We start from the raw sequence: 23700 nt of genomic DNA, 5'->3' as shown, positions 1-23700 counted from the left end.
CTCGTGCACCGGGGCGACACGTGCCGGACCGGGTTCGTCAGAACTCGTCCTGCGGGAAGTCCTGCCCGCCGAGGTCGCTGCCGCCGAGCTCGGCGTCGCTCATCGCCGGGCCGGCGAACAGGCCGCCCATGACGTCCTTCAGGTCCAGCTTCGTGGCACCGGCCGGGGCGGTGGGCCTGGTGCCGTCGCTCACCTTCAGAGTCAGGCCCAGCTTCCTGACCTTGGCGTTCCGGGCCAGGGCCGCGAGGTCCACGTCCACCTCGGACAGCTCACCGTTCTTGAGCGTGAAGTCCGCCGTCACCTTGGTGTCGGGAGCGTCCTTCAGGTCCTTGTCCGTCGGCAGCTCCACGCCCTGCGGCAGGTCCTTCGCCAGCGGACGGATCTCGTGCAGCAGCTGGGTGATCAGCGTACGGAAAGGAGCCGTGGCGGTGATGTGCTCGGTGCCGTCCCCGCCGCCGGCCGTCCTGAGCCGCACCTCACGGGCGACGACCTCGCGCAGGGACTGCACGAGCTTCTTCTGCGTCCTGGCGTCGAGGGACCGGTCGCGCGCGGAACCGCCCCGGGCTCCCCGGCCCCCGCCGGCCGACTTCTCCATCTCCTTGACGCTGAACGTGACCCACTTGCCCTCGAAAGCGTCCTTGAGCGCCCCGGCCTGCGGGGGCAGGTCGTCGGCGGAGGGTACGGGGGTGCCCGTCATCCTGCCCAGGGCGCGGACGTCGGACCGGACGTAGACGGAGTCGCCGATCACCCGGTACTCGGCGAGGTCGCCGTCCTTGCTGCTGATCTTCATGGCCATGCCGACGAGGTCCTGCTGCCCGGACTCGTCCATCGGCTTCTTCGACTGCACGGTGAAGGTGACCGTCGCACCGCTCAGCATCCTGGCGACCTCATCCGGTATCTCCTCGCCGGGCGCGGGGTCGGACCCGGCGTCCAGCGCCTTCAGGGACGCGACGTCGGTGTCGAGGTCGAGCTGGAAGGAGAGCGTCTTCTTCTCGCCCAGCTTCTCGAAGGCGCGGTCGAGCTTCTTGCCGGCGGAGAGCTGCTCCACCGTTCCGCACGCGGCGGAGCCCGCGAGGACCGTGCCGACGACGGCGGTGGCGGTGAGGGTCTTGCGTATGGCGTTGATGATGTCTCCTCGTGGATCCGATCACGGTGTGATCGCACAGGAGACTCACCACCCGCCCACTAGGTTGCCCTGCCCGGGCTGACGACGAGTCAGACGTGAGCCGGTGCGGCGATGTGTGCCGTGTCACGCATCCCGAGTCTGCGTAAGTTGTCTGCATCACAGCGGAAATGTCCCTTTAGCGGCCATGCTCGAAGCGGATACCGAGCCACGAAGTGGTGCCCATCCGGTGTCCCCTCCCTCCCTATTTCCCCTGAAAAGGTGCCCCCTTATGGCCGCTTACCTGTGTCCTCCTGCCGTGATACACGGCGAGCACGCCGTGAAGACCAGCCAGATCGTGGCGGAGGTGCGCGGCCGCCACCCGCATGCCGCCTGGGCACCGCGGATCGACGGCATCGCGGCCGGTACGGGCATCGAGACCCGAGGGTGGATGCTGCCGCTGGAGAGCGCCGTGGCGCCCGGCGACGGCGGCGCCCTGCGCGCCGTCGGCGTCGAGCAGGCCCAACAGGCCCTGGCCGGCGAGGGGTTCACCCAGCAGGACGCGGACCGCGCGATCGCCGCCCTCGGGACCATACCCGCGCCGCAGACCGTCCAGGAGCGCACCGCGCCGGCCTGGGAGGCCGTGCAGTCCTACGGGGAGCACGCGGCGCGCGGCGCCCTGCAGATCGCCGGACTGGACGTCGCCGACGTCGACTGCCTGATCACGAGCAACTCCACCACCCCGGCGCTGCCGGGTCTGGACATAACCCTGGCCAACAGGCTGCGGCTCCGCAACGACGCGATGCTGCTGCCGGCCACGCAGTGGGCCTGCATCGCGGGGACCCGCTCCCTGGCGCTGGCGGCGGACCTGGTGGCCGCCGACCCCGACCGGGTGGTCCTGGTCGTCATCTCGGAGGCACTCAGCACCACCTACCAGCCCGCGGACGACACCCTGGAGTCGCTGATCGTCCGGTTGCTGTTCGCGGACACCGCGGTCGCCGCGGTGGTCACGGGCCGCCCGCGGCGCGAGTCGGTGCTGCGGCTGGACGCCGCCTGGCACCACACCCTGCCCGGCACCCAGGACCTGCACCGCCTGGAGACGCGGGCGGACGGCACCCACTTCGTGATGGACCGGCGCGGGCCGCGCGCCGTGCAGGAGACGGTCACCGCGATGTGGGAGTGGCTGCGCACCCGGTACCAGGACTCCCCCGACGCCTGGCACCCCGACGTCCTGCTCGCGCACCCCGGAGGGACGCGGGTGCTGGAGTACATGGAGCAGACGATGCCCGCCACCTGGCCGTCGGGGCTGCTGGACCACAGCCGGGACAGCTACACCAGCGGCAACCGCGGGGGCGCCGCCGTGTTCGACATCCTGCGGCGGGCGTACGACTCCGGGCGGCAGAAGCCGGGCGACCGCGCCGTGCTGTACGCGGCGGCACCGGGCCTCACCGCCACCGCCCTCGCGGGAGAGTGGCTGTAGCCCGCTCCCCGGCGCGTGACCGGGGTCACCTCGCGACCTCGGCCCAGACCACCTTGCCGGTGTCCGTCCACCGCACCCCCCACCGCGTGGTGAGCCGGTGCACGACGTGCAGGCCGCGCCCGGCGTCGTCCAACGGGCCGCCCCGCCGCAGCCGCGGCCTGCCGTTGCCGGTGTCGCCCACCTCGCACAGCAGGCCGTGACCGGCCCTGATCAGCCGTACGGTGACGGGGCCGGTGGCGAAGCACACCGCGTTCGTGACCAGCTCGCTGACCAGCACCAGCACGGCCTCCCGGGTGTCGTCCCGGGTGCGCCACTGCCGCAGCAGCGCCGAGACCTGCGCGCGGGCCCGCGCGGGGGCGTCGTAGCGGGCGGGCAGCCGCCAGGTCGCGGTGTCCCCCTTGCGGTAGCCGATCATCCGCGCGAGCAGCAGGGTGACGTCGTCGCGCTGGTGCGCGGGTGCCAGCGCGGCGACGACGTGCCGCGCGGCCTGCTGCAGCCTGTCCCAGGGGTGCACCGCGGACACGGCGTCCGCCAGCCTGCCGATGCCCTCGTCGATCGGCACGGCCGGATCCTCCACCAGGCCGTCGGTGTAGAGGGCGAGCAGGGAGCCCGGCGGTGCCTCGAAGGTGTGCACGTCGAACGGTTCCCGCAGCGCGAACTCGGCGCCCAGCCCGGGGTGCGGACGGACCGCGAGCGGGCCCGCCCGCCCGTCCGGGCGGATCAGGACCGGCGGGAGGTGGCCGGCGCTGGACAGGGTCACGTGGTGGCCGACCGGGTCGTAGAGGGCGATGCAGCAGGTCGACCCGAGCGCGCTGTAGCCGGCCGTCAGCCCGGACTCCGCGTCGTCCAGCAGCGACACGGTCTCGTCCAGGTGCTCCAGCACCTCGTCGGGCGCGAGCCCCGCGGACAGCAGCGCGCGGGCCTCCATGCTGAGCTGGCCCATGGTCGCCGCGGCTCCCAGGCCGTGCCCGACGACGTCACCGACCACCAGCGCGGTACGGCCGTCCGGCAGCGGGAAGCTGTTCACCCAGTCGCCGCCGACGCCCGCGCTGTCGGGGGTGGCGGGCTGGTAGATGCTGGCGATCTCGACGGTGTCGCCGCCGGTCCGGGGCAGGAGCCGGCGCTGCAGGGCCAGTACCTGCGTGTGCTCGCGCTGGTGCTGCCGCGCCAGGTCGACGTGGTGGGCGGTCCGGGCCACCAGTTCCTGCAGGTCGAACAGCTCGCCGTCGCGGAAGGGGTGGTCCGCCCGCCGCCAGACCTCCGCCACGCCCAGCACGACGGGCGGCGTGCCGTCCAGGACCAGCGGTATGCACGCCACACCCGCCGACCGGTCACCGGGCACCAGGGCACGCACCACCCGGGGACTGCCCAGGACCCGCTCGACCGCCTCCCGGTCGGGTATGACGATGGTCTGCGGGGCGTCGTCCCGCAGTACCGCCTGCGCCAGCAGCCGGCTCGCGTCGCCGGGAAGATCCTCGCCCGGCGTCACGTAGTCCTCGGGCCAGGCCCGGTCCGGCACCAGCGCCGCCCGCCGCAGCCGGATGCGCCCCTTCGCCTGCCCGGTGACCCCCTCGCCCGTCCACACCGCGAAGTCGAGGTCGACGGCGGCCACCTCCCCCCAGGCCAGCAGGGACTCCGCCAGCGACTGCGCGGTCTCGCAGATGTCCAGCGAGGTGCCGATCGCGGTCTCGGCGGCGTAGAGGTGCAGCCTCCTGGCCATCGCGATCACGGAGACGGTCAGGCCCTCCTCGGGCCCCGCGGCGGGCAGGATGCTCATCGAGACCACCAGCTCCGACCCGTCGCCGCGCCGCAGCCGCTGGATCCGGGCGACATGCGCCTCACCGGTCTCCAGGACCTGCCGCAGCCGCCGGGTGACCGTCGGTACGTCCCCGGGCGGCAGCAGCTCGACGAACGGCCTGCCGACCCTGGCGTCGAGACCCGCGAACACCGGGGCGTCCAGATTGCAGCGGGTGACGGTCAGCTCCCCGTCCAGGTTGACCGCGCCGAGGATCTGCTCCTGCCGGCCGCCCGCCGGATCACCGGGAGCGCGCGTGCCGCGGTCGCCCCGCGCGTCGGCGGAACGCGCGTCCCCGGCCGCTCCGCCGCGCGGGATGTACCGCCCCAGGGCGCTGCTGACCAGGTCGAACGCCGAAGCGGACGAGGAGGAGGGGGTGGCAGGGGTGGAGTCCATGCGGCTCTCTCAGCAATCCCCGGCGCGGCGCCGGGGCCGTACTCGGACCACACTTCATTGAATAACAGCGGGGGTCGCTTCGCCCACATCAGGGGCTCACGGCGCACACGGACGGTGCGCGGCCGGCGCCGGCAGGTCACTCGTGGCCATCGGCTGGGCCCGACCGTCGGTCGGGTCCCGGACGAGTCTCCGGGCCGCCCCCGGACAGGTCGGGGATGAAGCCGTTCACAGAGCTGGAACCCCCGGAAGCCGGCCGCGCGGTGGAGACGACGGCCGCAGCCGCTGACAACGGCCGCAGGACGGGGAGCGCGAGCGCGGAGCAAGCCGAGACGACACCGCCCAGGAGCAGCGTGGAACGGGCGCCGAAGGCGTCCGCCACCATGCCGGCCAGTGGGGCGCCCACCGGGGTGCCGCCCAGCAGGACCAGGAGGTAGACGGACAGGACGCGGCCCCGCAGGTGCGGGTCGGCGTGCAGCTGCGTCAGCGCGTTGGCGGTCGTGGTCACGGTCACCGCGGCGAAACCGGTGGGGATCAGCAGGGCCGCGAACGTGCCGTAGCCCGGCATCAGGCCCAGCGCGGCCTCCAGTGCCCCGAAGACGACCGTGGTGACGGCCAGCCGGCGTACCGTCGGCCGCCTGCCGCGGCTCGCCCCGTGGAGCGCGCCGGCGAGGCTGCCCAGGGCGTAGGCGGCGGAGAGCCAGCCGAAGGCGGCGGCGCCCGTGTGGAAGGCCGTGATCGCCACCAGCGAGAGGGTGACCTGGAAGTTGAGGCCGAAGGTGCCGACGAAGGCGATGAGGACGACCGGCACGAGCAGTTCGGGTGTGGTGGCGATGTGGCGGAAGGCGTCGCGTGGCCGGGTACGGCCGGGCCGGGGCCGGCCGCGCTCGCCCGGGGGGTCCGCGCCGTCCGTCCGGATGGTGATCAGGCCGTACAGGACGGCCAGGTACGAGGCCGCGTTCACGAGGAACACCGGGCCCGTGCCGACGGCGGCGACGGTCGGACCGGCGAGTGCGGGGCCGAGGCACCGGGCCACGTTGAACTGGGCGGAGTTGAGGCTGACCGCGGTGGCCACGCCCTCGCGCGCGACCAGCTCGCAGATGTAGGCGTTGCGGGCGGGACCGTCCACGGCGGTGGCGGTGCCGAGGGCGAAGGCCAGCGCGTGGACGGACCACAGGTTCCCTTGCCCGGTGACGGTCAGCACGCCGAGCAGGAGCGACTGCGCTCCCATGGCCGACTGGGTGAGCAGCAGGAGCCGCCGCCTGGGGTACCGGTCGGCGAGGACGCCTCCGGTCAGGCCGAACAGGGTCTGCGGCAGGAACTGCAGCGCGGTCACGGTGCCGACCGCGCTGCCGCTGCCGCCGGTGAGGTCCAGGACGAGCAGGTCCTGGGCGGCGCGCTGCATCCAGGTGCCGATGTTGGACGTCAGCTGTCCGAGCAGGTAGCGGCGGAAGCCCCGGCCGGTGAGCACGGCCCGCACCGGCAGGCGGGAGCCCGCGCTCATGACCGGCGGCGGGTGTACGCGCCCGGGCCGGGGGCCTCCGCTTCGTCGAGGTGGTGGAAGGCCGGGCGGGGGTGCATCAGGAAGGCGTGGTGGGAGATGTTCCAGGCGTAGGCGCCGGCCATGGCGAAGGCGACCCGGTCGCCGACGCGCAGCCGTTCGACCCTGACGCGGCGGGCCAGGACGTCCTTGGGGGTGCACAGCTGTCCGACCAGGGTCACCGGCTCGTCGCGGGCCTCCGGTCGGCCCCAGGGCCGCGGCCAGACGTCGTCGGGGATCACCTCGAACGGCTGGTCGTGCTGTTTCGCGGCCGGGGTGCGCAGGTGGTGGGTGCCGCCGCGCAGCACGGCGAACGCCTGGCCGCGGCTGCACTTGAGGTCCAGGACCTGGGTGACGTACCAGCCGCAGTACGCGGTGAGCGAGCGACCGGGTTCGATCCGCAGGGTGAGGCGGGGGTGGCGGGCCAGGCGCCTGCGCAGTCCGGCGCCGAAGGCGGGCCAGTCGAACCTCGTGTGCGGATGCGCGTAGTCGACGGCCATCCCCCCTCCGGCGTTCACCTCGGACAGGTCCACGCCGCGCCGGCGCGCCCAGTCCTCGGCCCAGGTCAGGATCTCGTCGATGAGCGCCAGCTGGGCCGGGGCCGTGAGGCCGCTGGCCAGGTGGAGGTGGAGGCCGCGCAGCCGGATGCCGGGGACGGCGGCGATCAGCTCCAGGCAGTGGTCCAGTTGGGCGGGGTCCATGCCGAAGGGACTGGGGTGTCCGCCCATGACCAGGGCGGCCCGGCCGGGATCGACGGGGAGGTTGACGCGGAGGAGGACGTCGGCCGTCCGGCCGGCCGACAGGGACGCGAGCAGTCGGAGTTCGTGCGCGCTCTCGACGTGCAGGCGCTCCACTCCGGCGTCGAGTGCCCGGGCCAGCTCCTGCGGGGTCTTGCCGGGGCCTCCGAAGGCGATCGGCGCGTCGGGAAACAGGGCGCGGACATGGCCGAGTTCGCCGCCGGAGGCCACCTCGAAACCGTCGACGTGACCGGCGAGTGCGCCGAGGATCCGGGGGTCGGCGTTGGCCTTGGCCGCGTACAGCAGCTCGACACGGTCCGGCAGCGCGGCCCGGACGGCCCGGACGTGCTCGCGCAGGTCCGGGAGGTCGTAGACGTACGCGGGCAGCTCGCCGTCGGTCAGCCGGCCGACGTGGTCGCGCAGGGCGGCCCTCACCGGACCGCCTCGCGGGGGAAGTCCGCGCCGAGGGGGCTGGGCAGGGGGACGTAGCCGGCGTGCCGGTCGGCCCCGCGGGACCAGCGCAGGAGCAGGTTGGCCTTCGCGGGCAGGGGCACCCCGGACAGCAGGGCGCGCAGCCGGGGCGGCTGGGCGGCGGTACGGGCGTAGGCGTGGAGGTGGTCGCGGACCAGGCCCCAGAGGGCGGGTTCCAGGGTCGGGTCGAGGTCGGCCAGGGCGCCGAGCACTTCGGCCGTGTGGTTGACCAGCAGGCAGTACGCGACCCGGTTCCAGCCGCGCTCCGGGTCGTAGGTGAGGGGGCCGCGGACGTCCTCGGGCAGGTCCGCGAGGGCGCTCCGGTGCGGCCCGGGCAGCAGCTTGGTGCCCTCCAGGTCGCGGAAGAGCATCTGCGCGGGAGTGCCGTCCGCGCGCACGCCCACGACGACGTTCTGCAGGTGGGGTTCGAGGACGACACCGTGTTCGAAGTAGGCGGCCAGCACCGGTGGCAGCAGCAGCCGCAGGTACGCGTCCCACCAGGCCAGTACGTCCCCGTCACCGCGGGCGAGCAGACGGGAGACGTGTGCCGCGCCGGACGGGTACTCGTCCGCCACCGCGGCGGCGAGCAGGGGCGTCACCCCGGGACGCAGGTGGTGGCGCAGGCCGGAACGGACGATGACGCCCAGGCCCTCCAGGAGAGCGGTGTCGCCGGTGTCGAGGGTGCGGTAGCCGGGCTCGGCCAGGAGCGCGCAGCCGGGGAAGCGGCCGGCGAGTGCGGTGAAGACGGGCTGGAGCAGGCGGTTGAGGGCGACGGCGCCGGACAGCTCGTAACGGGCGTGTCTGCGCACGCAGTTGGTGAGGCGGACGTTCAGACTGAACTTCAGGAAGGTGTCGCTCTCGGGGTCGTACAGGGTGCGCACCGACGCGGTCGGCACCAGTTCCGGTCCGCTCACCCCGGTGTCGGTCACGTCGCCGCGGGCCATGGCCGCGCGCAGCGCCTCGTCCTCCCCGAGCAGCCGGAACTGCCAGGGGTGCACCGGCAGCACGGCGAACCCCGGCTCGGCCGCCGCCGGGAGCAGCGCGTCCAGCTCGTGCAGCTCGCCCTCCTGCCGTACGAGGTGGCGGCGGACGGCCAGGTGGCGCAGGCGGAAACGCGCGCCGGTCTCGGGGCCGTAGGCCAGCCAGTCCGCCGGGTCGCCGGTGCGGGACTTGGGCGTGGGGTGGAAGCGGTGGCCGAACACCAGGGACTGCTCCGACGCCACGTACGGGTCGGTGTGCGGTGTCGCGGCCGCCCGCTCTTCGAGCGCGGTGCGGATCGTCTCGCGGCTGTCGGCGACCTGGGCGAGGAACTCCTCGTTGCCGACGCCCGTCCGCAGCTCCAGTTCGTCCTGGATGTAACCGGCCAGTTCCCGCCAGCTCACGGTCGTCCAGGAGTCGTCGTCGAGCCGCTGCACCGGGCCCCGGAAGCGGTGCGCCCCGATCAGCGAGACGCGGCGCAGCGGGGAGCGCAGCAGGATCCCGCGGCGCGGCAGCCGGAGCAGGAGGTGGTCGTCGTCGACCGTCACCTGGTGTTCGGGGGCGGAGACCTCGCGGAGCAGGCAGTTGAGCAGGGTGTGCGCGGTGACGGTGTCGGCTGTCGTGACGGGCGCGCTCGCGCCGACGGTGGTGGTGCCGGGGGCAGTGCCGGTGGTCATACGGTCGCTCCAGGGGACGGCGGTCGGTGTCGGAGGTCAACGGCGCGGTGCCAGGGGGTTGGGGACGCGCGTCCACTGGGCGCTGCCCGGGTTCCGGGCCAGGCGCATGGCGATGGTGGCCTTCAGCGGCATGGTGTCGCCGAAGAACGCGGCCTCGTCCTCCCGGTCCGGCAGGTCGGCGTACACCCGGCGGCCGGCCTCGGCCACCACGCCCCACAGCGCTCGTGGATCGGCCCCGTGCGTCCGGCCGAGGACGTCGACCAGCTCGCTGAAGACCCCGCTGACCAGGGCGCCGAACAGTTTGGTGTGCAGTCCTTCGGTGTCGTCGCCCGCGCGGGTGCCGAGCAGGTCGGGCAGGGTGAAGCCGCAGCGGGCCAGCCGGCGCGGGCTGACCCGTACGCCGTCCAGGTCCCGGTACAGCACCCGCACCGGCCGCCCGTCGCGCAGCACGACCAGGGTGTTCTGGCCGTGGGCCTCCAGTGCCACGCCCATGGACAGCAGCGTCAGCGCGGGCGGCAGGATCAGCCCGGCGAGGTCCGCCAGCCAGCGCACCGGGTCCCCCGGCACCACGGCGGCTCCGGTCGCGTGGACGGCGGTGAGCGGGACCGCGATCTCCCGTGCGCCGAGGTGGGACTCGGTCGACTCCCGGATCATCGCCGCGAGGCTCGCGGACGGCCGGCCGTCGACGCGCACCGCGCCACCGCCCAGCTCCCGGAGGATGCGCAGGCTGCCGCCGTGCCCGGCCTTGTCGACGACGGCCGAGACGAGGTCGGACAGCGGGGGCCCGTCGGCGACCTCGGCCGGGGAGATGGTGCGCCGGTAGTTGGTGACCTGGACGTCGAGCGCGGTCTTGATGTGGCAGCCCGGCAGGGTGCCCACGGGCATGAGGGTGCGCATCGACAGCAGCGGCCGGGCCGGGACCGTCTCCTCCACGACGGCCAGACCGGGGTGGCGCACGAGCACGTGGTCCCGCTGCCACGGGTGCAGCGGCAGGAGGAGCGTGCCGCCGTCCCGCAGCTGCCGCGGCCAGGTGCCGGCCCCCTGCCAGCGGTCGGCCGGGACCCGCAGCAGCGCCAGCCGGACGACCGGGTGGTGCTCGGGGGCGTAGGCGAGGACGTCGGCGACCGACATGCCGGTGCGGGTCCGGCAGCAGGGGTGCTGCGGGTGGCCGTCGACGACCGCCTGCTCGGCGTCCGCCGAGTCCGCGGGCGCGGCCCTTTCCCCGGCGTTCGCGGCCCGGGCCAGGGCCAGGTTGATCACGCTGTTGTCCAGCTCGGCCGCCAGCCGGTCCGCCGCGGGGGTCCGCAGGCCCAGCCGGTCCAGCAGCTCCGCCGGCCCGCTGATCGGCCCGTCCGGCCCCGTGACGGCGAAGTCGTCGGGCACCTCGGCGAACGGCCGCGCGCCGGACTCGGGCGCCGAGAGCGTGCCGCCTCGTCGCAGCTCGACCACGAGCGCGCCGGCGTCCCGGCGGTGCCCGAGGACACCGGGCAGTGGTTCCCGTACGAAGGCTCCCCACAGCCGGCCCAGTACGGTGGCGCGTGCTCCCGGGAGCGCGGCCGTGAAGGGCTCCACCAGGTCCGGGCGCGCGAGGCTCAGTTCATCAAGGGGCATGGGGCATCCCAGGTGCTCGTGAGGGGGCTTGGCGCGCGGTGCTCCGGTGGCACCGGCCGTGCGACCGACGCTACGGGAAGACGATCAAGCGGATTGCCAGAGCACGTACAGCGGGGATCCCCGGACTCCCAGCAGGCAGCGCTGCTCCTGCCCGACGCCGGGCGATTCCGCGCGCGGCGCCTGCTGTCCGCGCGGTCTGCTCCTGTCTCGGTTCACCGCTGCCACCTGGGCGGATGGACCCTCGACGCCCTCGGCCCTAACTTCCCGTTCACTCCGCGCTCTCCGTGTCCTGGATGTCGTCGTGACGGCCCGTTCCAGCGGTTACGCCGAGTGTGGCGGGATCACCGGCTCGGGGGAGGTTCCGGCGTTTGCTCCACACCATCCGGCGAAGGTCTGTGAGCCTTTCGGGATGCGTGTCTTGCTGATCGAGGACGACGACCGGGTGGCCGGACCGTTGGCGGAGGGACTGCGCCGTTTCGGATTCACCGTCGAACACGCCAGAACCGGGGCCGACGGCCTCGCCGCGCCGGAGGCGGCGATGGTGCTGCTGGACCTCGGGCTGCCCGACATGGACGGCCTGGACGTCTGCCGTGCGCTGCGGGCCCGCTCGTCCGTGCCGATCATCATGATCACTGCCCGGGACGACGAGGTGGACCGGGTGCTCGGTCTGGAGCTGGGCGCGGACGACTACGTCTCCAAACCCTTCGGCGTGCGGGAGCTCGTCGCCCGGATCCGGGCCGTCACCCGCCGCGCCCGGCCGGCCGGCGCCGACACCCGCCACACCGGACCGGGCCCCGCGGCCGGCCCGGCACCGGCCGGGACGCTCCACGTCCAGCGGATCGGCCCGCTGACCATCGACCGCCGCACCCGGCAGGTCCGTCTGCGCCAGGCACTCATCGCCCTGGCGCCCAAGGAGTTCGACCTGCTCGTCTGCCTCGCGGAGGACCCGGGAGCGGTCTGCTCCCGCCGGCAGATCCTCGACACGGCGTGGGAACCGAACTTCTTCGGCCCCACCAAGACCCTGGACGTCCACATCGCCGCGCTGCGCCGCAAACTCGGCGACTCCTCCTGGATCGAGAACATCCGCGGCATCGGCTTCCGCCTGGTCCCCCCGGCACACGCGGACGCCGGGCCCGCCGCGGTGCCGGCGCGCGGCGGAACACCCCGGTGACCCGTCGTCTGCTGCTCAGCCACCTGAGCCTCATGCTGTTCGTCCTGCTCGCCCTGGAGGTGCCGTTCGGCGTCTTCTACGCCCGCAGCGAGCTGTCCCGCTTCTCCCACGCGGCGCAGCAGGGGGCGATGACGCTCGCCGAGGTCTGCGAGGACAAGATGGAGCACGGGCTGGCGGCCGACCTGCCCGGACTCGCCCGCGCGTACGGGCGGCGCACCGGCAGCCGGGTACTCGTCGCCGATCGCCGGGGCATCGTCCTCACCGACACCGCTGCCCGGGCCCGGGCCGGCCGGGACGTGTCCGCCGAGCCGGGTGTCCCGGCCGCGTTGCGCGGCCGTCCCGCCGTCGGCACCGGCAGTGACCCGTCGGCGGGCGGCGCCGTCCTCTTCGTCGCCGTGCCGGGTGGCTCGGACGCCGCCGTCGCCTGTGTGGTGCGGACCACCTATCTCCTCCGGCCGCTCACGTCGAAGGTCCACGCCACCTGGCTGGTCCTCGCGGCCGCCGGGCTCGGGGTGCTGGCCGCCGTGTCCGTGATCGGCTTCGCTCTCGCCCGCTCCGTCACCCGCCCCCTCCAGGCGCTGGAGCGCGCCACCGCGCAGCTCGCCGAAGGCCGGCTCACCGATCCGCCGGCCGCCGACCAGGGCCCGCCGGAGCTGCGCCGCCTCGCCGTGTCGTTCACGAGGACCGCGACCCGGCTCCAGCACCTGCTCCAGGCCCAGCAGGCGTTCGCCTCCGAGGCGTCCCACCAGCTGAAGACTCCGCTGACCTCGCTGCGCCTGCGCCTGGAGAACTTCGAGCCGCACCTCGCTCCCTGCGCGCGGGACAGCCTGGACCAGGCGCTCGGGGAACTGGAGCGGCTCAGCCGTATGGTGCAGGGGCTGCTCGCGCTCGCCCGGCTGGAGAACTCCGCGATCAGGCCGGAGGCGGTCGATCTCCAGGCCGTCGTGGCCGATCGCGCGGCGATCTGGGCGGCCTTCGCCGACGAACAGGACGTCGGCCTCGTCGTCTCCGGGGCCGCGGCCGTCCGGGTGTGGGCGGTGCCGGGCGCCCTGGAGCAGATCGTCGACAACCTGCTCTCCAACGCGCTGCGCGTGTCCCCGCCGGGAACCGTCATCACGCTGGCCACCGTCGCTCCCGAGGAGGCCGGCCGCACCCCCGCCATGGCCGAGCTGCACGTGACCGACCAGGGCCCGGGCATGACCGAGGCCGAACGGCAGCGCGCCTTCGACCGGTTCTGGCGCGCCGCCGACGCCGACCACGACGGCACCGGCCTGGGCCTGCCCATGGTCCGGCACCTCACCCGGGCCGGCGGTGGCGAGGTCACCCTGGAGGCGGCTCCCGGCGGCGGGCTCGACGCCGTCGTCCTCCTGCGGCCCGCCGGGAACCGGGCCCACCGGGCACACGGCCCCGCGGACGTGGTCCCCGCGAGCCGTCCCACGCCCGCGCGCTGACTCGGCACCCCCGGGCCCGGGCGCCCTCCTGCCTCATCTCCACACGTGCCGGCCCGCTCGGTGTCCTCCTCCGACTCGACCACGGTGCCCGGAGGGGCGGCGAGCGCGGCGGCTTCGGCGTTCTGCCTGACCTCGCCGGTCGGCGGCGGTGCGGTGTCAGCTGCCCCGGGCGGCCACCGCCACCGCTGAGGTCAACGCACGGCCCACTCGTCCGCGGGAACGCAGTCGTGCAGCGTGTGTGCCCAGTCCTGGAAGCCGGCGGCGAAGAACGGCCGGGACAGGAGGATGTCGCCGGCTCGCTGGGCCCGTACCAGCAGTCCGAGTTGCTCCACCACGGCGTCGCCCTCCACGGAGACCGCGGGCTCCATGCCACGGTCCTCGGCATATCCATGGAGCCGTTCCGTCAGGTCGGACGGGACCCGGCCGACCAGGCGAAGTCGTTCGACGGAGACCTGCGGACCACACAGGGCGTCCACCACGACGGCGGCCAGTTCGCCGGACTTCCGGCAGTAGGCCGTCACGGCCTCCTCGTACAGTGGCGCGTTCTCGGAACGGAATCCAGCCTGCCGCACCAGAGCACCGTGCGGCCGGGTCATGGCCGAATGAGTGCCGGTGAAGCCCTGCGCACCCATCACGGTGGTCATCTCTTCGATGCTCATGCCGAACCGGAGCGGGCCGACGGTCTCGAACGGCACGAAGTTCCACCGCGCCCGCTCGGCGTCGTCGACGACGGACCACATGTGCGCATCCCCAAGGCGTCATGGAGCCGCGGCGCGCGGCAGCCTGATGGGCGACGACTGTACAACCGCACCGCGCCGGCTCGTCAGACCGGTGACCAGGCCAGCGCCCCCTGGAAGTACACGTCCCAGAGGCGGCCGGCGAAGAACTGGCCGAATCGGGCCAGTGCGGCCAGCCGGTCCCGGGGGGTGTCCGCACGTATCCGGAAGCTGGCCAGCTCGCGGACGAGGTCGGGGAGCCGGAGGCGTACGACTCCGGTGGCCACCACCTGGGCGTCCGCGTCCTCGCCGGGCGGCACCGTCCCGCGCAGGATGCGGGTGTGCAGGGTCGTGGTGTCGGCCCACAGGCCGTGGCCCGAGTCCTCGTCCACGGTCTTGCAGCCGCTGAGGGTGAGCGGATTGCCGGACCCGTCGGTGAAGAACAGGCGGTAGCGCATGCGCAGGTGTTCCGGGTCGCCCTCCTCCACGAAGAGGTTGAAGAAGCCCGACTCCACCGCGCACCGGCCGCCCAGCGCCTCGCAGTGGATCTGCCCTGTGATCGTGGCCTGGTGCTCGGGGTGGACGAGGAAGCGGTCCAGTTCGTCGATGTGCACGGTGAGGCGCACCGAGAGCGGTTCCCGGCCGGGTCCGCCGTCGTGCGGGGCGTGGGTGCCGGGCGCCGAGGAGCCGAAGGTGACCGCACCGGCCATGTGTTCGCTGAAGCGCAGCCGGCCGCCGTCGACCGCAGGGCAGGGCAGCGGGGCGGACAGCGGGATCCCCTGCTCCGCGCACCAGGCCCGGGCCCGGTGCACCCCGAGTTCGACAGCCTGCCGGAAGCGGTCCCGGCTGAAGTTGATCAGGTAGTTGAGCGGGACCTCGCACTGCAGCATCCTGACGGTGATCGGGCGGCCGAACTCGCCCGCGCCGCCTTCGCGGAGCGCGGTGTTGCTGGCGTCGATCCGCCGCTGCCACTCCTGGAGCCGGCTGTTGGCCGCCGTCTCGATGATCTGGAAGTAGTGCGCCACGAACCCGTCGCGCCAGCGGCGCCGTCCGCTGACCGTCCAGATGATCCACAGCTCGTCGCAGCCCCGGCGGATCGCCTCGCCGATGTTGGCGTCGGTGACGTAGACGGGGTCGATGTAGACCCTGCCGTCGAGGGTGACCGGCGGGAACCACATCGGCAGCGACACGGCGGCGGCGAGCCGGTCCTCGTCCATGCGGTCGGCGGTCAGCACCTCCAGCTCGTTGCGGGAGAAGTCGTAGAGGTTGAAGGTGGCGAGCCGGTCGGTCGCCCGGATCTTCTCCCAGTCGAGCCCCCAGCCGGGGAAGACGTGGCGCCGGTACCCGTCGAGGGTGAAGAGGGACGAGCCGTACGGGCCCTTCGGGTACTGCCGCCAGTTGGGACTGACACCCTTCAGCGGGCGTATCTCCCGCCAGTTGTCGGCGATCTGACGCCCGCTCATGCCCTGGCAGTACATGGCCAGGTTGAACGTGCCGCCGCTCGCGCCGTCCGCGTGGTCGAACCGCAGGCCCGCCTCGTCGAGCCACACCTGGAGCACGCCCGCCTGGAAGGCGACCTTGACCCCGCCGCCGGCCAGGATCAGCGCCCGGCGGGTGTCTTCGGTGCCATGACCGTCGTCCGTCATCCGTCCGTCACCGCCTTGTCCGGGATCGTCGCTTCCCCGCGTCGAGATCGTCGATGACGGCGTCGGCCGCACGGTCGGCGAGGGCCGCGATGGTGAGCGAGGGATTGGCACCGACCGGACCGGGCATGATCGACCCGTCGACGATCGACAGGCCAGGGCAGCCGTACACCCGCCCGTAGGAATCGACCACGCCCTCCTGCCGGTTGCGGCCCATCGGGGCACCGCCGAGCGGGTGCACGGTGATGAGCCGGTTGAGGTACGACAGTGGGTCCGAGGCGTAGCAGCCGCCCAGCGCCGAGGACAGTGCGCGCATGGTCCCGTTCATCCGGTGGAGGTAGGCGTCCGAGGCGGCGGTGTCCCAGTCCAGGTCCAGGTATCCGTCGCGCAGCCGCATCCGGCCCGTCGGCATGTCCCGCCCCATGCCGAGCAGCGGGAGCGAGGTGGCCGTGAACAAGCCTTTGCTCAGGGCGCCGGACAGCTGACGTCCGACCTCGCTGCGGGGACTGTGGCTCAGCCGGGACCAGCCCCTGCGCAGCAGGAAGCGCAGCACGTGCCCGGAGGCGGTGAGGGCGTTCTGCTCCACCAGCCAGTTGATGAAGTCCGGGTATCCGGCGTCCTCGATGAAGAATCCGCGGCCGGTACCGCCGTCGAGGCGGTCCGGCGAGCGCATCGCGCTGGTGATGACCGGGCCGAAACTGGGGTGCAGCAGCCGGGGTGTGTCCTGGCCGCCGTGCCGGTCCCGGGCCTTGAAGACGAATCCCAGGAAGTCGCCGTTGCCGGAGAACCGGGTGCCGAGGGCCGGGCCGAGATCCGGGAGCTGGCTCCGGTTCCGCAGGAGCAGGTACGGCGTGCCGAGCGCCCCGGCGGCGAGGATCAGCCGGTGTGCCCGTACGACGTGCGGTACGGGCGTGTCCCGTTCCCCCTCCGCTCGGTCCCCCTCCGCCGGGTCAAGCCGCCGGTCCAGGTAGGAGATCAGGAACCCGTCGGACGTGGGCGTGAAGGACTTCACCTCGCAGCCGGTGCGGAGCACGGCTCCGTGCTTCATCTCGGCGGTGCTGAGATAGGTGAGGTCGAGGGTGTTCTTGCTGCCGAAATTGCAGCCGATGTCGCACTCGCCGACGAGCCGGCAGGTGTAGCGCGGAACCCCGTACCGGTTCTCCGCGCCACCCGCGACGGGCACCCCGGGCACCGGCGTCTCCCCCGGGTTGCCGAAGGTCACGGCCAGGTGGGGGAGTTCCCAGTCCAGGCCCAGCCGCCGCGCCGCCTCCTGCATCGCCAGGGTCTTCGGCGTGCTCCGGTAGGGCTCGTGGTCGGTGGGGTACCTCTGCACGCCCATCGCCCGCTCGACCTTCTCGTAGTGCCCGACCAGCTCCTTGTAGCCGATCGGCCAGTACTCACCGCAGCCCTCCGGGGCGTCGCCCTGGGGGAACCAGTTCTCGGGTTTGCGCAGCAGGACGTTGGCGTAGATCAGCGAACCGCCACCGAGTCCGCTGCACACGACGGCGTCGAGTTCCGAGAAGCTCCACACGTCGAACATGCCGTACAGCCCGTGGTCCGGGGCCCAGAAGTTCGACGCGGTCGCGTGCGGCCCGCGCGGAAAGGTACCCGGCGCGTACGCCCTGCCGCGTTCCAGCAGGCAAACGCGCTGGTGTGCCTCCGCCAGTCGTGCCGTCACGACCGAGCCGCCGAATCCCGACCCGATCACCACGGCGTCGAAGATTTCCATGCCGGCTGCCTCCGAGAAGCATCAAGCCCTCGCGCAGGACAGGCAAACGCTCGTGTCCTCCCATTGTGGCGCAGCCGGTCGCGCGGCGCATGCCGAGCGTGCCCTGGCCCCTCCCCGTTCCGGGGTCCGTCTCAGGGCAGGAAGGTCACCTCCGGGAACTCCCGGGACGGGCCGTCGAGCAGCTGCCGGCGCCGGTGCCGCAGGTGCACGTCGAAGAACGCGAGCGGGTACGCCTGCTGGATGCGTACCGCCCGCGCGGGGGCGAGGGTGCCGGTCCAGCCGCGCAGTTCCTCTTCGCTCATGCCCACCGCCACCGCCAGTTGCGGGATCAGCACCTGGTTGTCGCCGTAGGAGGCGTGGACGGCCCCCTCGGCCCGGATGTCGAGCCGCCATCCGCGCAGGTGCGTCCAGAACTCGGCGACGGCGGGCTCCGCGGCCCGGGTGAACTCGGCCGTCATCATCATGAACGGCCGGTCCAGCTCGCCGGCCATGGCCGGCAGCATCGGTCCGTCGAGGCTCAGCCCGGCCCGCAGCCGCGGATCGTCGAGCATGAGGCGCGCGGTCGCCGTCCCGCCCTTCGACCAGCCGAACATGCCGATGCGCCGCGGGTCGATCCCGCCGGCCAGGCCCGTCGGCAGGGCCCGGCCGTCGGCGTCGGGATTGCGCCCGGCGGCCAGGTCCCCGACACGGTCGAGGACGAACCGGATGTCCGCGGCGAAGTCCGCCGGGCCCATGGCGTACCGCGGGTCCGTCAGCGGGGTGAGGATCCGTCCGTCGGGGAACTCGGTGAAGGCGTCGTAGGTGTGGTCCGCCGTCACCACCACGTAGCCGTGGCTGGCGAGTTCCTGCACGATGACGGTGTGATCGGCCCGGTGGCTGTGCGCGCCGTGCGAGAAGACGACGACCGGCAGTTCCCGGCCGTCCCGTCGCACCGGGGCGCACCGGTGGCCGGACGTCAGCGGCACCTGTACGGCGTCGGCGGGAAACCCGGCGGACGCGAGCAGCTCCCGCAGCGCGCCGGCGGACATCCACGGCGCGAGCGGATGCCCCGGGACGTCCCGGGCGGGGTACCAGACGCTCGCCATCAGCTCGCGGTGGCGCCCGGGGCCGGCCACGGGGTCCGGGCGGGCGGTGTCGACGAGGCGCAGGGCCACCGTGCCCACCGGGTACGGCCCGGTCGGCGCGGGCAGGATGAGCCGTGCGGGGGCGGACGCGGCCGAGGCCCGGGCCGCCCCGACGGCGCCGAGCGGTACGGCGGCGCCGGCCGCCAGCGCGGCTCCCAGCAGGCGCCGGCGCGTCAAGGCCGTGTCGGACGTCGAACGTCGTTGTGGTGCGGAGAAGTTGACTGGCATGGGGGCAACGCTGGCATGCGCCGCGGCCGGGCCGCGTCCATCCACCGGATGCAATCCGGGGCCGTATCGGACCACCGGTCTACATCCGGATGCTGACGGCGGTCCGCTCACCGGCCCGCGGCCGGGCCCCCGGCGGGTGTCGCGGTGCCCTGTCAGAGGGTCAGCAGCCGGACGAGCAGGACCGTCACCGTGCCGGTGGCCAGCACCGAGCCCAGCACCGTGAACAGCAGGTCGAGCCTCGTCATGTCCCAGCCCTGGATCGCGAACCGGTGCGGGGCCCGCGGGTCGTACCGGACCAGGACGCGCGTCCCGGCTCCGAGGGTGTCGCGCATGGTTCCGCGGCCGTACCGGGACGCGTACTCGCATGCGGTTCCGTCCTGGGCCGTCCAGGCCGCGACCGGGTGGTAGAACGTGACGCCCTCGTCGTTCCGCCGGGCTTCGTGCCGGACGATCCGCGCCTCCGCGTCGACGCCCGTGCGGCGAAGCACCGCGGCGCGGCGGAGACCGTACGCACCGAAGGCGAGGAAGACCACGCCGATCGTCAGGGGGATCAGGGAGAAGAGCCACGCACGTTCCATGTGTCCTGCGACGCGTGTGCCGGCGTGTCGGTTGCGGGTGGCCGGGCGGAGTCCTCACGCAGGCGGCTGTGCCAGGTACCGTGCCGCCTGCCGGTCCGGGTCCGCCCGGCCCCGGGAGTGTGGGGTCACATCCCCGACGTCGAACGGCGGGTGCGCAGCTTGCCGATGAGCCGCTGGGCCTGGGCCCGGCGGCGCGGATCGGCCGCGGTACGGCGTACCTGCTCGATCGTGCGCTGCCCCTGCGGACTCCTCGCGAAGTCCTTGATGCGCTGGAAAACGCCTGCCATGACACTCCTTTCGCCAGGGCTGCCCTGTCGTTGTCGGGCCCCGTGGGGTTCGGCTACCCGGTGAAGGGCGGTCCAGCCTCCTTCCGCCGAGGACGGCCCGCCGGGTGCTTCGCGCACGGTCGGCGAGGGATACCTCGGTGAACACGGTCACCCCGGCCACCTCGACCGGTGCGAGACCTGCTGACAGCAGCGGGAAGCCGGTGGCCGACTACGCTGACCGGTGACTCATCGACAGCACACGGGGAGGTCCGAATGACCGCTGTCTCGCCTGGAGTCCAGGCACCGGTCGCCACCGAGCGGCTGGTCCTGCGGCTCTTCACCGCTGACGACGTCGAGGAACGGTACGCGTACCAGCGCCTGCCGGAGGTGGCCCGGTTCCTGTACCGGCCGCCGCTCACCCGCGAGGGCTGCGCCGAGTCCATCGCCGCGCGGGCGGCCGGGACGCCGTGGGAGGCGGACGGTGACGTACTGCTGCTGGCCGTGTGCCGGGCACAGGAGCCACGCGTCGTCATCGGCGAGGTGGTCCTGACGCTCACGAGCGCCCGCGCCCGGCAGGCGGAGATCGGCTGGGTCTTCAATCCCCGCTACGCCGGGCACGGTTACGCCACCGAGGCGGCGCGCGCCCTCGCTTCGTCGGCCTTCGGCCGGCTGGGCGTCCACCGCCTCTACGCCCGGCTCGACGTCCTCAACACCGCCTCGGTGCGCGTGTGCGAGCGTCTCGGCATGCGGCGGGAGGCGCACCTGGTCGACAACGACCTCGACGGTGATCGCTGGGGCAGCGAGTACGTGTACGCGGTCCTCGCCCACGAGTGGAAGGGCTGAGCCGGTGCGGGCCGGCCGGGGGCCGGTGCGGGCTCAGCCGATGGTGACGACACGCGCCCAGGGCGGCGGGCCGTCGGGGACGTGGTCGGGATCGTCCTCGTCCACGGCGCGCGCGGGGCGGGGGAAGAGCCCGACGACGGTGCGGCAGGGCGGCTGCGCGGAGGGCCACGGCGTCTGACCGTCGGTGAGAGCGACGATCACGTCCGGGCGGGGCCGGGAGCGCAGCGCGCGGGTGAAGCCGGAGCGCAGGTCGGTCCCCCCGCCGCCGAGCAGTTCGATGTTCTCGGCCCGGCAGAGCGGTACGGCGACCCCGGCCGCCGCGTCGCAGGAGATCACCGAGACGAGGTCGCGCCGCCCGCCCACCGCCCGCGAGATCGCCGCCACCTCCAGCAGTGCGCTGCCCAGTTCGGCGTCGCTCACCGACCCGGAGGTGTCGATCACCACGCAGACGTGGGGCGGTGTGCGGCGCAGGCTCGGCAGCAGGACTCCGGGGAGGCCGGCCGAGCGCCGGGAGGGACGCCGGTAGCTGTGGTTCTCTCCGACGCCCGGCGCGGCCGCCGCCGCCCGGACGGCCGCCCCGAGCAACTGCCGCCAGGGCTGCGGAGGATGGAACGCCTCGTCCGCCCACCGGCGCCATCCCTCCGGTGCGTCGCCCGGCCGTCCCTTGATGCCCTCGGCGACCCGGAAGCGCACCGCGTCCCGCTGCTGCCTGCTCAGCCCGCGGGCGCCGTCGGGACCCAGCTCCCACGGCCGGGCCTGCCCGTCGGCACCGCTGCCGCAGTCCAGCCAGGCCAGGTCGGCGGCGAGCCCGGACATCGACGCCGTCCGCAGGTACTCCTCCATCAACAGGCCCTCGGGCAACCGCAGCAGTGACGGCAGCACCGCTCCGGCGGGCCGGGGCAGACCGTCACCGTAGATGTCGTCGTTGATCTCGAAGTCGGCGGCGATGTTGCGGCGCAGCCTCTCCCAGCCCCCGGAAGCGGCCCCCGTGCCGGCGCCCCGGCCCGGCCCGTGCTCCTCGTGCTCCCGCGCGTACCGCTCGCCGCGTCCGTGGTGGTCCCTCAGCAGGTGGGACACCTCGTGCACCCAGACGCCCGCCAGCTCCTCCACCGGGGTGCGCGCGACGAAGCCGGGCGAGACGTAGCAGCGCCAGTGCGCGTCCACCGCCATCGTCGGCACCGAGCGGTCCTCCACGACGTGCAGCGCGAAGAGGGCGGCGGCCAGGTAGGGGCGCACCTTCACCGCGTGCAGCCGGGCGGCCAGCAGCTTCTCGGTGTCCAGGGGGAGCCGGCTCCGGTCGTACGGGGCACCGGTGCCGGCCGGCGGCCCGGGCACGGCGGCCCGCACCGGGCGTGGCGCCGGGGGCGGGGCCATGGGGTGCGGCAGCGGGACCGGGCGCTTCGCGGCCCCCTTCACCGGCGCGCCCCCGCCGCGCTCCCGCTGCCTGCCGTGGCCCGGACCACCGACCGGTCGGCGCGGCGGGCGAGACCGACCACCCCGGCCAGCCGGTCCAGCGTCTGTGGCAGCTGCCAGTCGTCGCGCCGCAGCGCGGCCAGCGTGGTCGCGGGGGCGACCAGCAGGTCAGGGGCGCCGGTCTCCAGGGCCCGGGCCAGCACCTTCCAGGCCGCCTCCCAGCGTTCCCGCTCGGGTCGCGCGCCGACGGCGGCCACCACCGCCTCCAGCGCCGCCTGCCGCAGGTCGCCGCGTTCCGGCAGCTCGGCGACGGGCGGATCGGCCAGCAGGGACTCGGGGTCCGGCAGGTCCATCCGGTCCAGGTGGGCGAGGAGTTCGAGTCCCGGGCCGTCCCCCACCGCGCCCCGTATAAGCAGCGCGAGCACCTCCCGGGAGACGGCGGCGGCCGTGCCGAAGGCCAGCAGCGTCAGCGCGGCTTCCCAGCTGCGGGGCGAGGGCCAGGCAGCGCCGCGCCGGCTCTCCGTGCCCGGCAGCCGGTGGATCAGTGTCGGCCGGGCCTGGAGGAACCCGCAGACGGCGCGCCGGGCGTACGCCACCGCCTCCGGCAACCGTTCCGGCTCCAGCCGGGGCAGTTCCGCGCGGGGCCAGACCCCGCCCAGTCCGCGCACCACCACGTCCCGGTCGTGCACCCAGTACAGGTGCACGAACCGGTTGGCGAGCGGCGGGCTCAGCTCCCAGCCGTCCGCCGCCGAGGCGCGCGGGTTGGCGGCGGCCACGATCCGTACGCCCGGCGGCAGTTGCAGGGCGCCGACCTTTCGTTCCAGGACGACGCGGAGCAGCGCGGCCTGGACGGCCGGGGTGGCGGTGGAGAGTTCGTCCAGGAAGAGCAGGCCCTTCCCGGCGCGTACCAGCTCGACGGCCCACTGCGGCGGCGCCATCGGCACGCCCTGCACCGCCGGGTCGTCGCCGACGATGGGCAGTCCGGAGAAGTCGGACGGCTCGTGGACGCTGGCGATCACGGTGGTCAGCGGCAGGTCGAGGGAGGTGGCGAGCTGGGTCAGGGCCGCGGTCTTGCCGATGCCCGGTTCTCCCCAGAGCAGCACGGGCAGGTCGGCCGCGACGGCCAGGGTGAGTGCTTCGAGCTGCTCGTCGGGGCGCGGCTCGGTGGTGGTCGTCCGCAGCCGCCGCAAGAGGTCGTCGGCGAGGGCGAGTTGGGCGCCGGTGGTGGGTGCGCCGGGTGCGGACGGGAGGGTGTTCGAGGTCATGGGTGTCACCTGGGGTGGAGTCGGGGGAACGGAAGGAGGCGTGCGGGGGCGCGGCGACGGACACGGCCGTGCCGTACAGGAATCGGAAGCCGGGAGCTGGAGGGCGGGGGGCGGGAGCTGGAAGCCGGGAGGCGGGAGCCGGGAGCTGGAAGGCGGGGGCGGGAGCCGGAGGCTGGAAGGGGGGGCGGGAGCCGGAAGGCGGAAGGCGGAAGGCGGAAGGCGGAAGGCGGGAGGCGGAAGCCGGGAGGCGGGAGCCGGAAGCCGGGAGCCGGAAGGCGGAAGGCGGGAGCCGGAAGGCGGAAGGCGGAAGCCGGAAGGCGGAAGCCGGAAGCCGGAAGGCGGAAGCCGGAAGGCGGAAGCCGGAAGGCGGAAGCCGGAAGCCGGAAGCCGGAAGCCGGAAGGCGAGGGCGGGAGCCGGAAGGCGGGAGGCGGAAGCTGGAAGGCGGGGGCGGGAGCCGGAAGCCGGAAGGCGAGGGCGGGGGCCGGGAG

Annotated in this window: 18 protein-coding genes; 4 read left to right on the top strand and 14 right to left on the bottom strand. The window is 73.9% G+C overall.

Features of this window, described 5'->3' with window-relative positions; translation table 11 throughout:
* Positions 1–37: 37 nt before the first annotated feature.
* Complete coding sequence (locus IG05_RS0135220; RefSeq protein ID WP_030348154.1) at positions 38–1048, bottom strand: hypothetical protein; 1011 nt, start codon at positions 1046–1048, stop codon at positions 38–40.
* Positions 1049–1394: 346 nt separating this feature from the next.
* On the opposite strand from IG05_RS0135220, the gene IG05_RS0135215 reads away from it, so the two are divergent.
* Positions 1395–2582 (top strand): polyketide synthase, encoded by a 1188-nt coding sequence (locus tag IG05_RS0135215; RefSeq protein WP_030348153.1) that lies wholly within the window; start codon positions 1395–1397, stop codon positions 2580–2582.
* A 25-nt stretch (positions 2583–2607) separates the two neighbouring features.
* On the opposite strand, the gene IG05_RS0135210 is transcribed toward IG05_RS0135215, so the two are convergent.
* The 5 genes from IG05_RS0135210 to IG05_RS0135190 all read right to left on the bottom strand — a co-directional run bounded on the left by IG05_RS0135210 (position 2608) and on the right by IG05_RS0135190 (position 10784).
* Complete coding sequence (locus tag IG05_RS0135210; RefSeq protein ID WP_030348152.1) at positions 2608–4773, bottom strand: SpoIIE family protein phosphatase; 2166 nt, start codon at positions 4771–4773, stop codon at positions 2608–2610.
* Positions 4774–4909: 136 nt separating this feature from the next.
* A complete protein-coding gene (locus IG05_RS0135205; RefSeq protein ID WP_234336156.1) occupies positions 4910–6274 on the bottom strand; it encodes an MFS transporter in 1365 nt (454 codons plus the stop codon).
* Positions 6271–7482, bottom strand: a complete 1212-nt coding sequence (locus IG05_RS0135200) for a type III PLP-dependent enzyme (protein WP_030348150.1) — start codon at positions 7480–7482, stop codon at positions 6271–6273. Before IG05_RS0135200 ends, IG05_RS0135205 begins: the two co-directional genes overlap by 4 nt.
* Positions 7479–9173: an IucA/IucC family protein gene (locus IG05_RS0135195; protein ID WP_030348149.1), complete on the bottom strand. Its 1695-nt coding sequence runs from the start codon at positions 9171–9173 to the stop codon at positions 7479–7481. The genes IG05_RS0135200 and IG05_RS0135195 overlap by 4 nt, the downstream gene beginning before the upstream one ends.
* Before the next feature lie 36 nt (positions 9174–9209).
* Positions 9210–10784 (bottom strand): IucA/IucC family protein, encoded by a 1575-nt coding sequence (locus tag IG05_RS0135190; RefSeq protein WP_030348148.1) that lies wholly within the window; start codon positions 10782–10784, stop codon positions 9210–9212.
* Positions 10785–11193: 409 nt separating this feature from the next.
* Between IG05_RS0135190 and IG05_RS0135185 the strand changes: the two genes are divergently transcribed.
* Complete coding sequence (locus IG05_RS0135185; RefSeq protein ID WP_030348147.1) at positions 11194–11955, top strand: response regulator transcription factor; 762 nt, start codon at positions 11194–11196, stop codon at positions 11953–11955.
* Entirely contained in the window at positions 11952–13406 is a 1455-nt protein-coding gene (locus IG05_RS0135180) for a sensor histidine kinase (RefSeq protein ID WP_030348146.1), read from the top strand. Before IG05_RS0135185 ends, IG05_RS0135180 begins: the two co-directional genes overlap by 4 nt.
* Positions 13407–13597: 191 nt before the next feature.
* Here IG05_RS0135180 and IG05_RS45995 read toward each other — a convergent pair whose 3' ends face one another.
* From IG05_RS45995 to IG05_RS48595, 6 genes are all read right to left on the bottom strand, one after another.
* Positions 13598–14146: a hypothetical protein gene (locus IG05_RS45995; protein WP_051790602.1), complete on the bottom strand. Its 549-nt coding sequence runs from the start codon at positions 14144–14146 to the stop codon at positions 13598–13600.
* Between the two features lie 83 nt (positions 14147–14229).
* Complete coding sequence (locus IG05_RS0135170; protein ID WP_030348144.1) at positions 14230–15768, bottom strand: patatin-like phospholipase family protein; 1539 nt, start codon at positions 15766–15768, stop codon at positions 14230–14232.
* Between the two features lie 7 nt (positions 15769–15775).
* Complete coding sequence (locus IG05_RS0135165) at positions 15776–17494, bottom strand: GMC oxidoreductase (RefSeq protein WP_030348143.1); 1719 nt, start codon at positions 17492–17494, stop codon at positions 15776–15778.
* A 131-nt stretch (positions 17495–17625) separates the two neighbouring features.
* On the bottom strand, positions 17626–18846 hold the full coding sequence (locus IG05_RS0135160) for an alpha/beta hydrolase family protein (protein ID WP_051790600.1): 1221 nt from the start codon (positions 18844–18846) through the stop codon (positions 17626–17628).
* Between the two features lie 152 nt (positions 18847–18998).
* Entirely contained in the window at positions 18999–19424 is a 426-nt protein-coding gene (locus IG05_RS0135155) for a DUF3592 domain-containing protein (protein WP_030348141.1), read from the bottom strand.
* A 125-nt stretch (positions 19425–19549) separates the two neighbouring features.
* Positions 19550–19711: a hypothetical protein gene (locus IG05_RS48595; protein WP_199808432.1), complete on the bottom strand. Its 162-nt coding sequence runs from the start codon at positions 19709–19711 to the stop codon at positions 19550–19552.
* 252 nt (positions 19712–19963) lie between these two features.
* Here IG05_RS48595 and IG05_RS0135145 point away from each other — a divergent pair, with 252 nt between their 5' ends.
* Positions 19964–20533 carry a GNAT family N-acetyltransferase gene (locus IG05_RS0135145; RefSeq protein WP_030348140.1) on the top strand — a complete coding sequence of 190 codons (570 nt, stop codon included), beginning with the start codon at positions 19964–19966 and terminating at the stop codon, positions 20531–20533.
* A gap of 33 nt (positions 20534–20566) precedes the next feature.
* Here IG05_RS0135145 and IG05_RS0135140 read toward each other — a convergent pair whose 3' ends face one another.
* Positions 20567–21907 carry a DUF2201 family putative metallopeptidase gene (locus IG05_RS0135140; protein WP_199808431.1) on the bottom strand — a complete coding sequence of 447 codons (1341 nt, stop codon included), beginning with the start codon at positions 21905–21907 and terminating at the stop codon, positions 20567–20569.
* Positions 21908–21945: 38 nt separating this feature from the next.
* Positions 21946–23211 (bottom strand): AAA family ATPase, encoded by a 1266-nt coding sequence (locus tag IG05_RS0135135; RefSeq protein ID WP_030348138.1) that lies wholly within the window; start codon positions 23209–23211, stop codon positions 21946–21948.
* Positions 23212–23700: the final 489 nt, after the last annotated feature.

The organism is Streptomyces sp. NRRL S-1022 (genome assembly GCF_000720135.1).
In the GTDB taxonomy this organism is placed as follows: Bacteria; Actinomycetota; Actinomycetes; order Streptomycetales; family Streptomycetaceae; genus Streptomyces.
Note: the sequence above shows the minus strand (reverse complement) of the source record. Positions and strands in the feature narration are given on the sequence as shown.

Bases quoted from the DNA above. Each gene is read 5' to 3' on its own strand.
- IG05_RS0135215 (WP_030348153.1), top strand. From the start codon at position 1,395: ATGGCCGCTTACCTGTGTCCTCCTGCCGTGATACACGGCGAGCACGCC.
- IG05_RS0135185 (WP_030348147.1), top strand. From the start codon at position 11,194: ATGCGTGTCTTGCTGATCGAGGACGACGACCGGGTGGCCGGACCGTTG.
- IG05_RS0135135 (WP_030348138.1), bottom strand. From the start codon at position 23,211: ATGACCTCGAACACCCTCCCGTCCGCACCCGGCGCACCCACCACCGGC.
- IG05_RS0135160 (WP_051790600.1), bottom strand. From the start codon at position 18,846: ATGCCAGTCAACTTCTCCGCACCACAACGACGTTCGACGTCCGACACG.
- IG05_RS0135140 (WP_199808431.1), bottom strand. From the start codon at position 21,907: ATGGCCCCGCCCCCGGCGCCACGCCCGGTGCGGGCCGCCGTGCCCGGG.
- IG05_RS0135205 (WP_234336156.1), bottom strand. From the start codon at position 6,274: ATGAGCGCGGGCTCCCGCCTGCCGGTGCGGGCCGTGCTCACCGGCCGG.
- IG05_RS0135210 (WP_030348152.1), bottom strand. From the start codon at position 4,773: ATGGACTCCACCCCTGCCACCCCCTCCTCCTCGTCCGCTTCGGCGTTC.
- IG05_RS0135195 (WP_030348149.1), bottom strand. From the start codon at position 9,173: ATGACCACCGGCACTGCCCCCGGCACCACCACCGTCGGCGCGAGCGCG.
- IG05_RS0135170 (WP_030348144.1), bottom strand. From the start codon at position 15,768: ATGACGGACGACGGTCATGGCACCGAAGACACCCGCCGGGCGCTGATC.
- IG05_RS45995 (WP_051790602.1), bottom strand. From the start codon at position 14,146: ATGTGGTCCGTCGTCGACGACGCCGAGCGGGCGCGGTGGAACTTCGTG.
- IG05_RS0135165 (WP_030348143.1), bottom strand. From the start codon at position 17,494: ATGGAAATCTTCGACGCCGTGGTGATCGGGTCGGGATTCGGCGGCTCG.
- IG05_RS0135190 (WP_030348148.1), bottom strand. From the start codon at position 10,784: ATGCCCCTTGATGAACTGAGCCTCGCGCGCCCGGACCTGGTGGAGCCC.
- IG05_RS0135145 (WP_030348140.1), top strand. From the start codon at position 19,964: ATGACCGCTGTCTCGCCTGGAGTCCAGGCACCGGTCGCCACCGAGCGG.
- IG05_RS48595 (WP_199808432.1), bottom strand. From the start codon at position 19,711: ATGGCAGGCGTTTTCCAGCGCATCAAGGACTTCGCGAGGAGTCCGCAG.
- IG05_RS0135155 (WP_030348141.1), bottom strand. From the start codon at position 19,424: ATGGAACGTGCGTGGCTCTTCTCCCTGATCCCCCTGACGATCGGCGTG.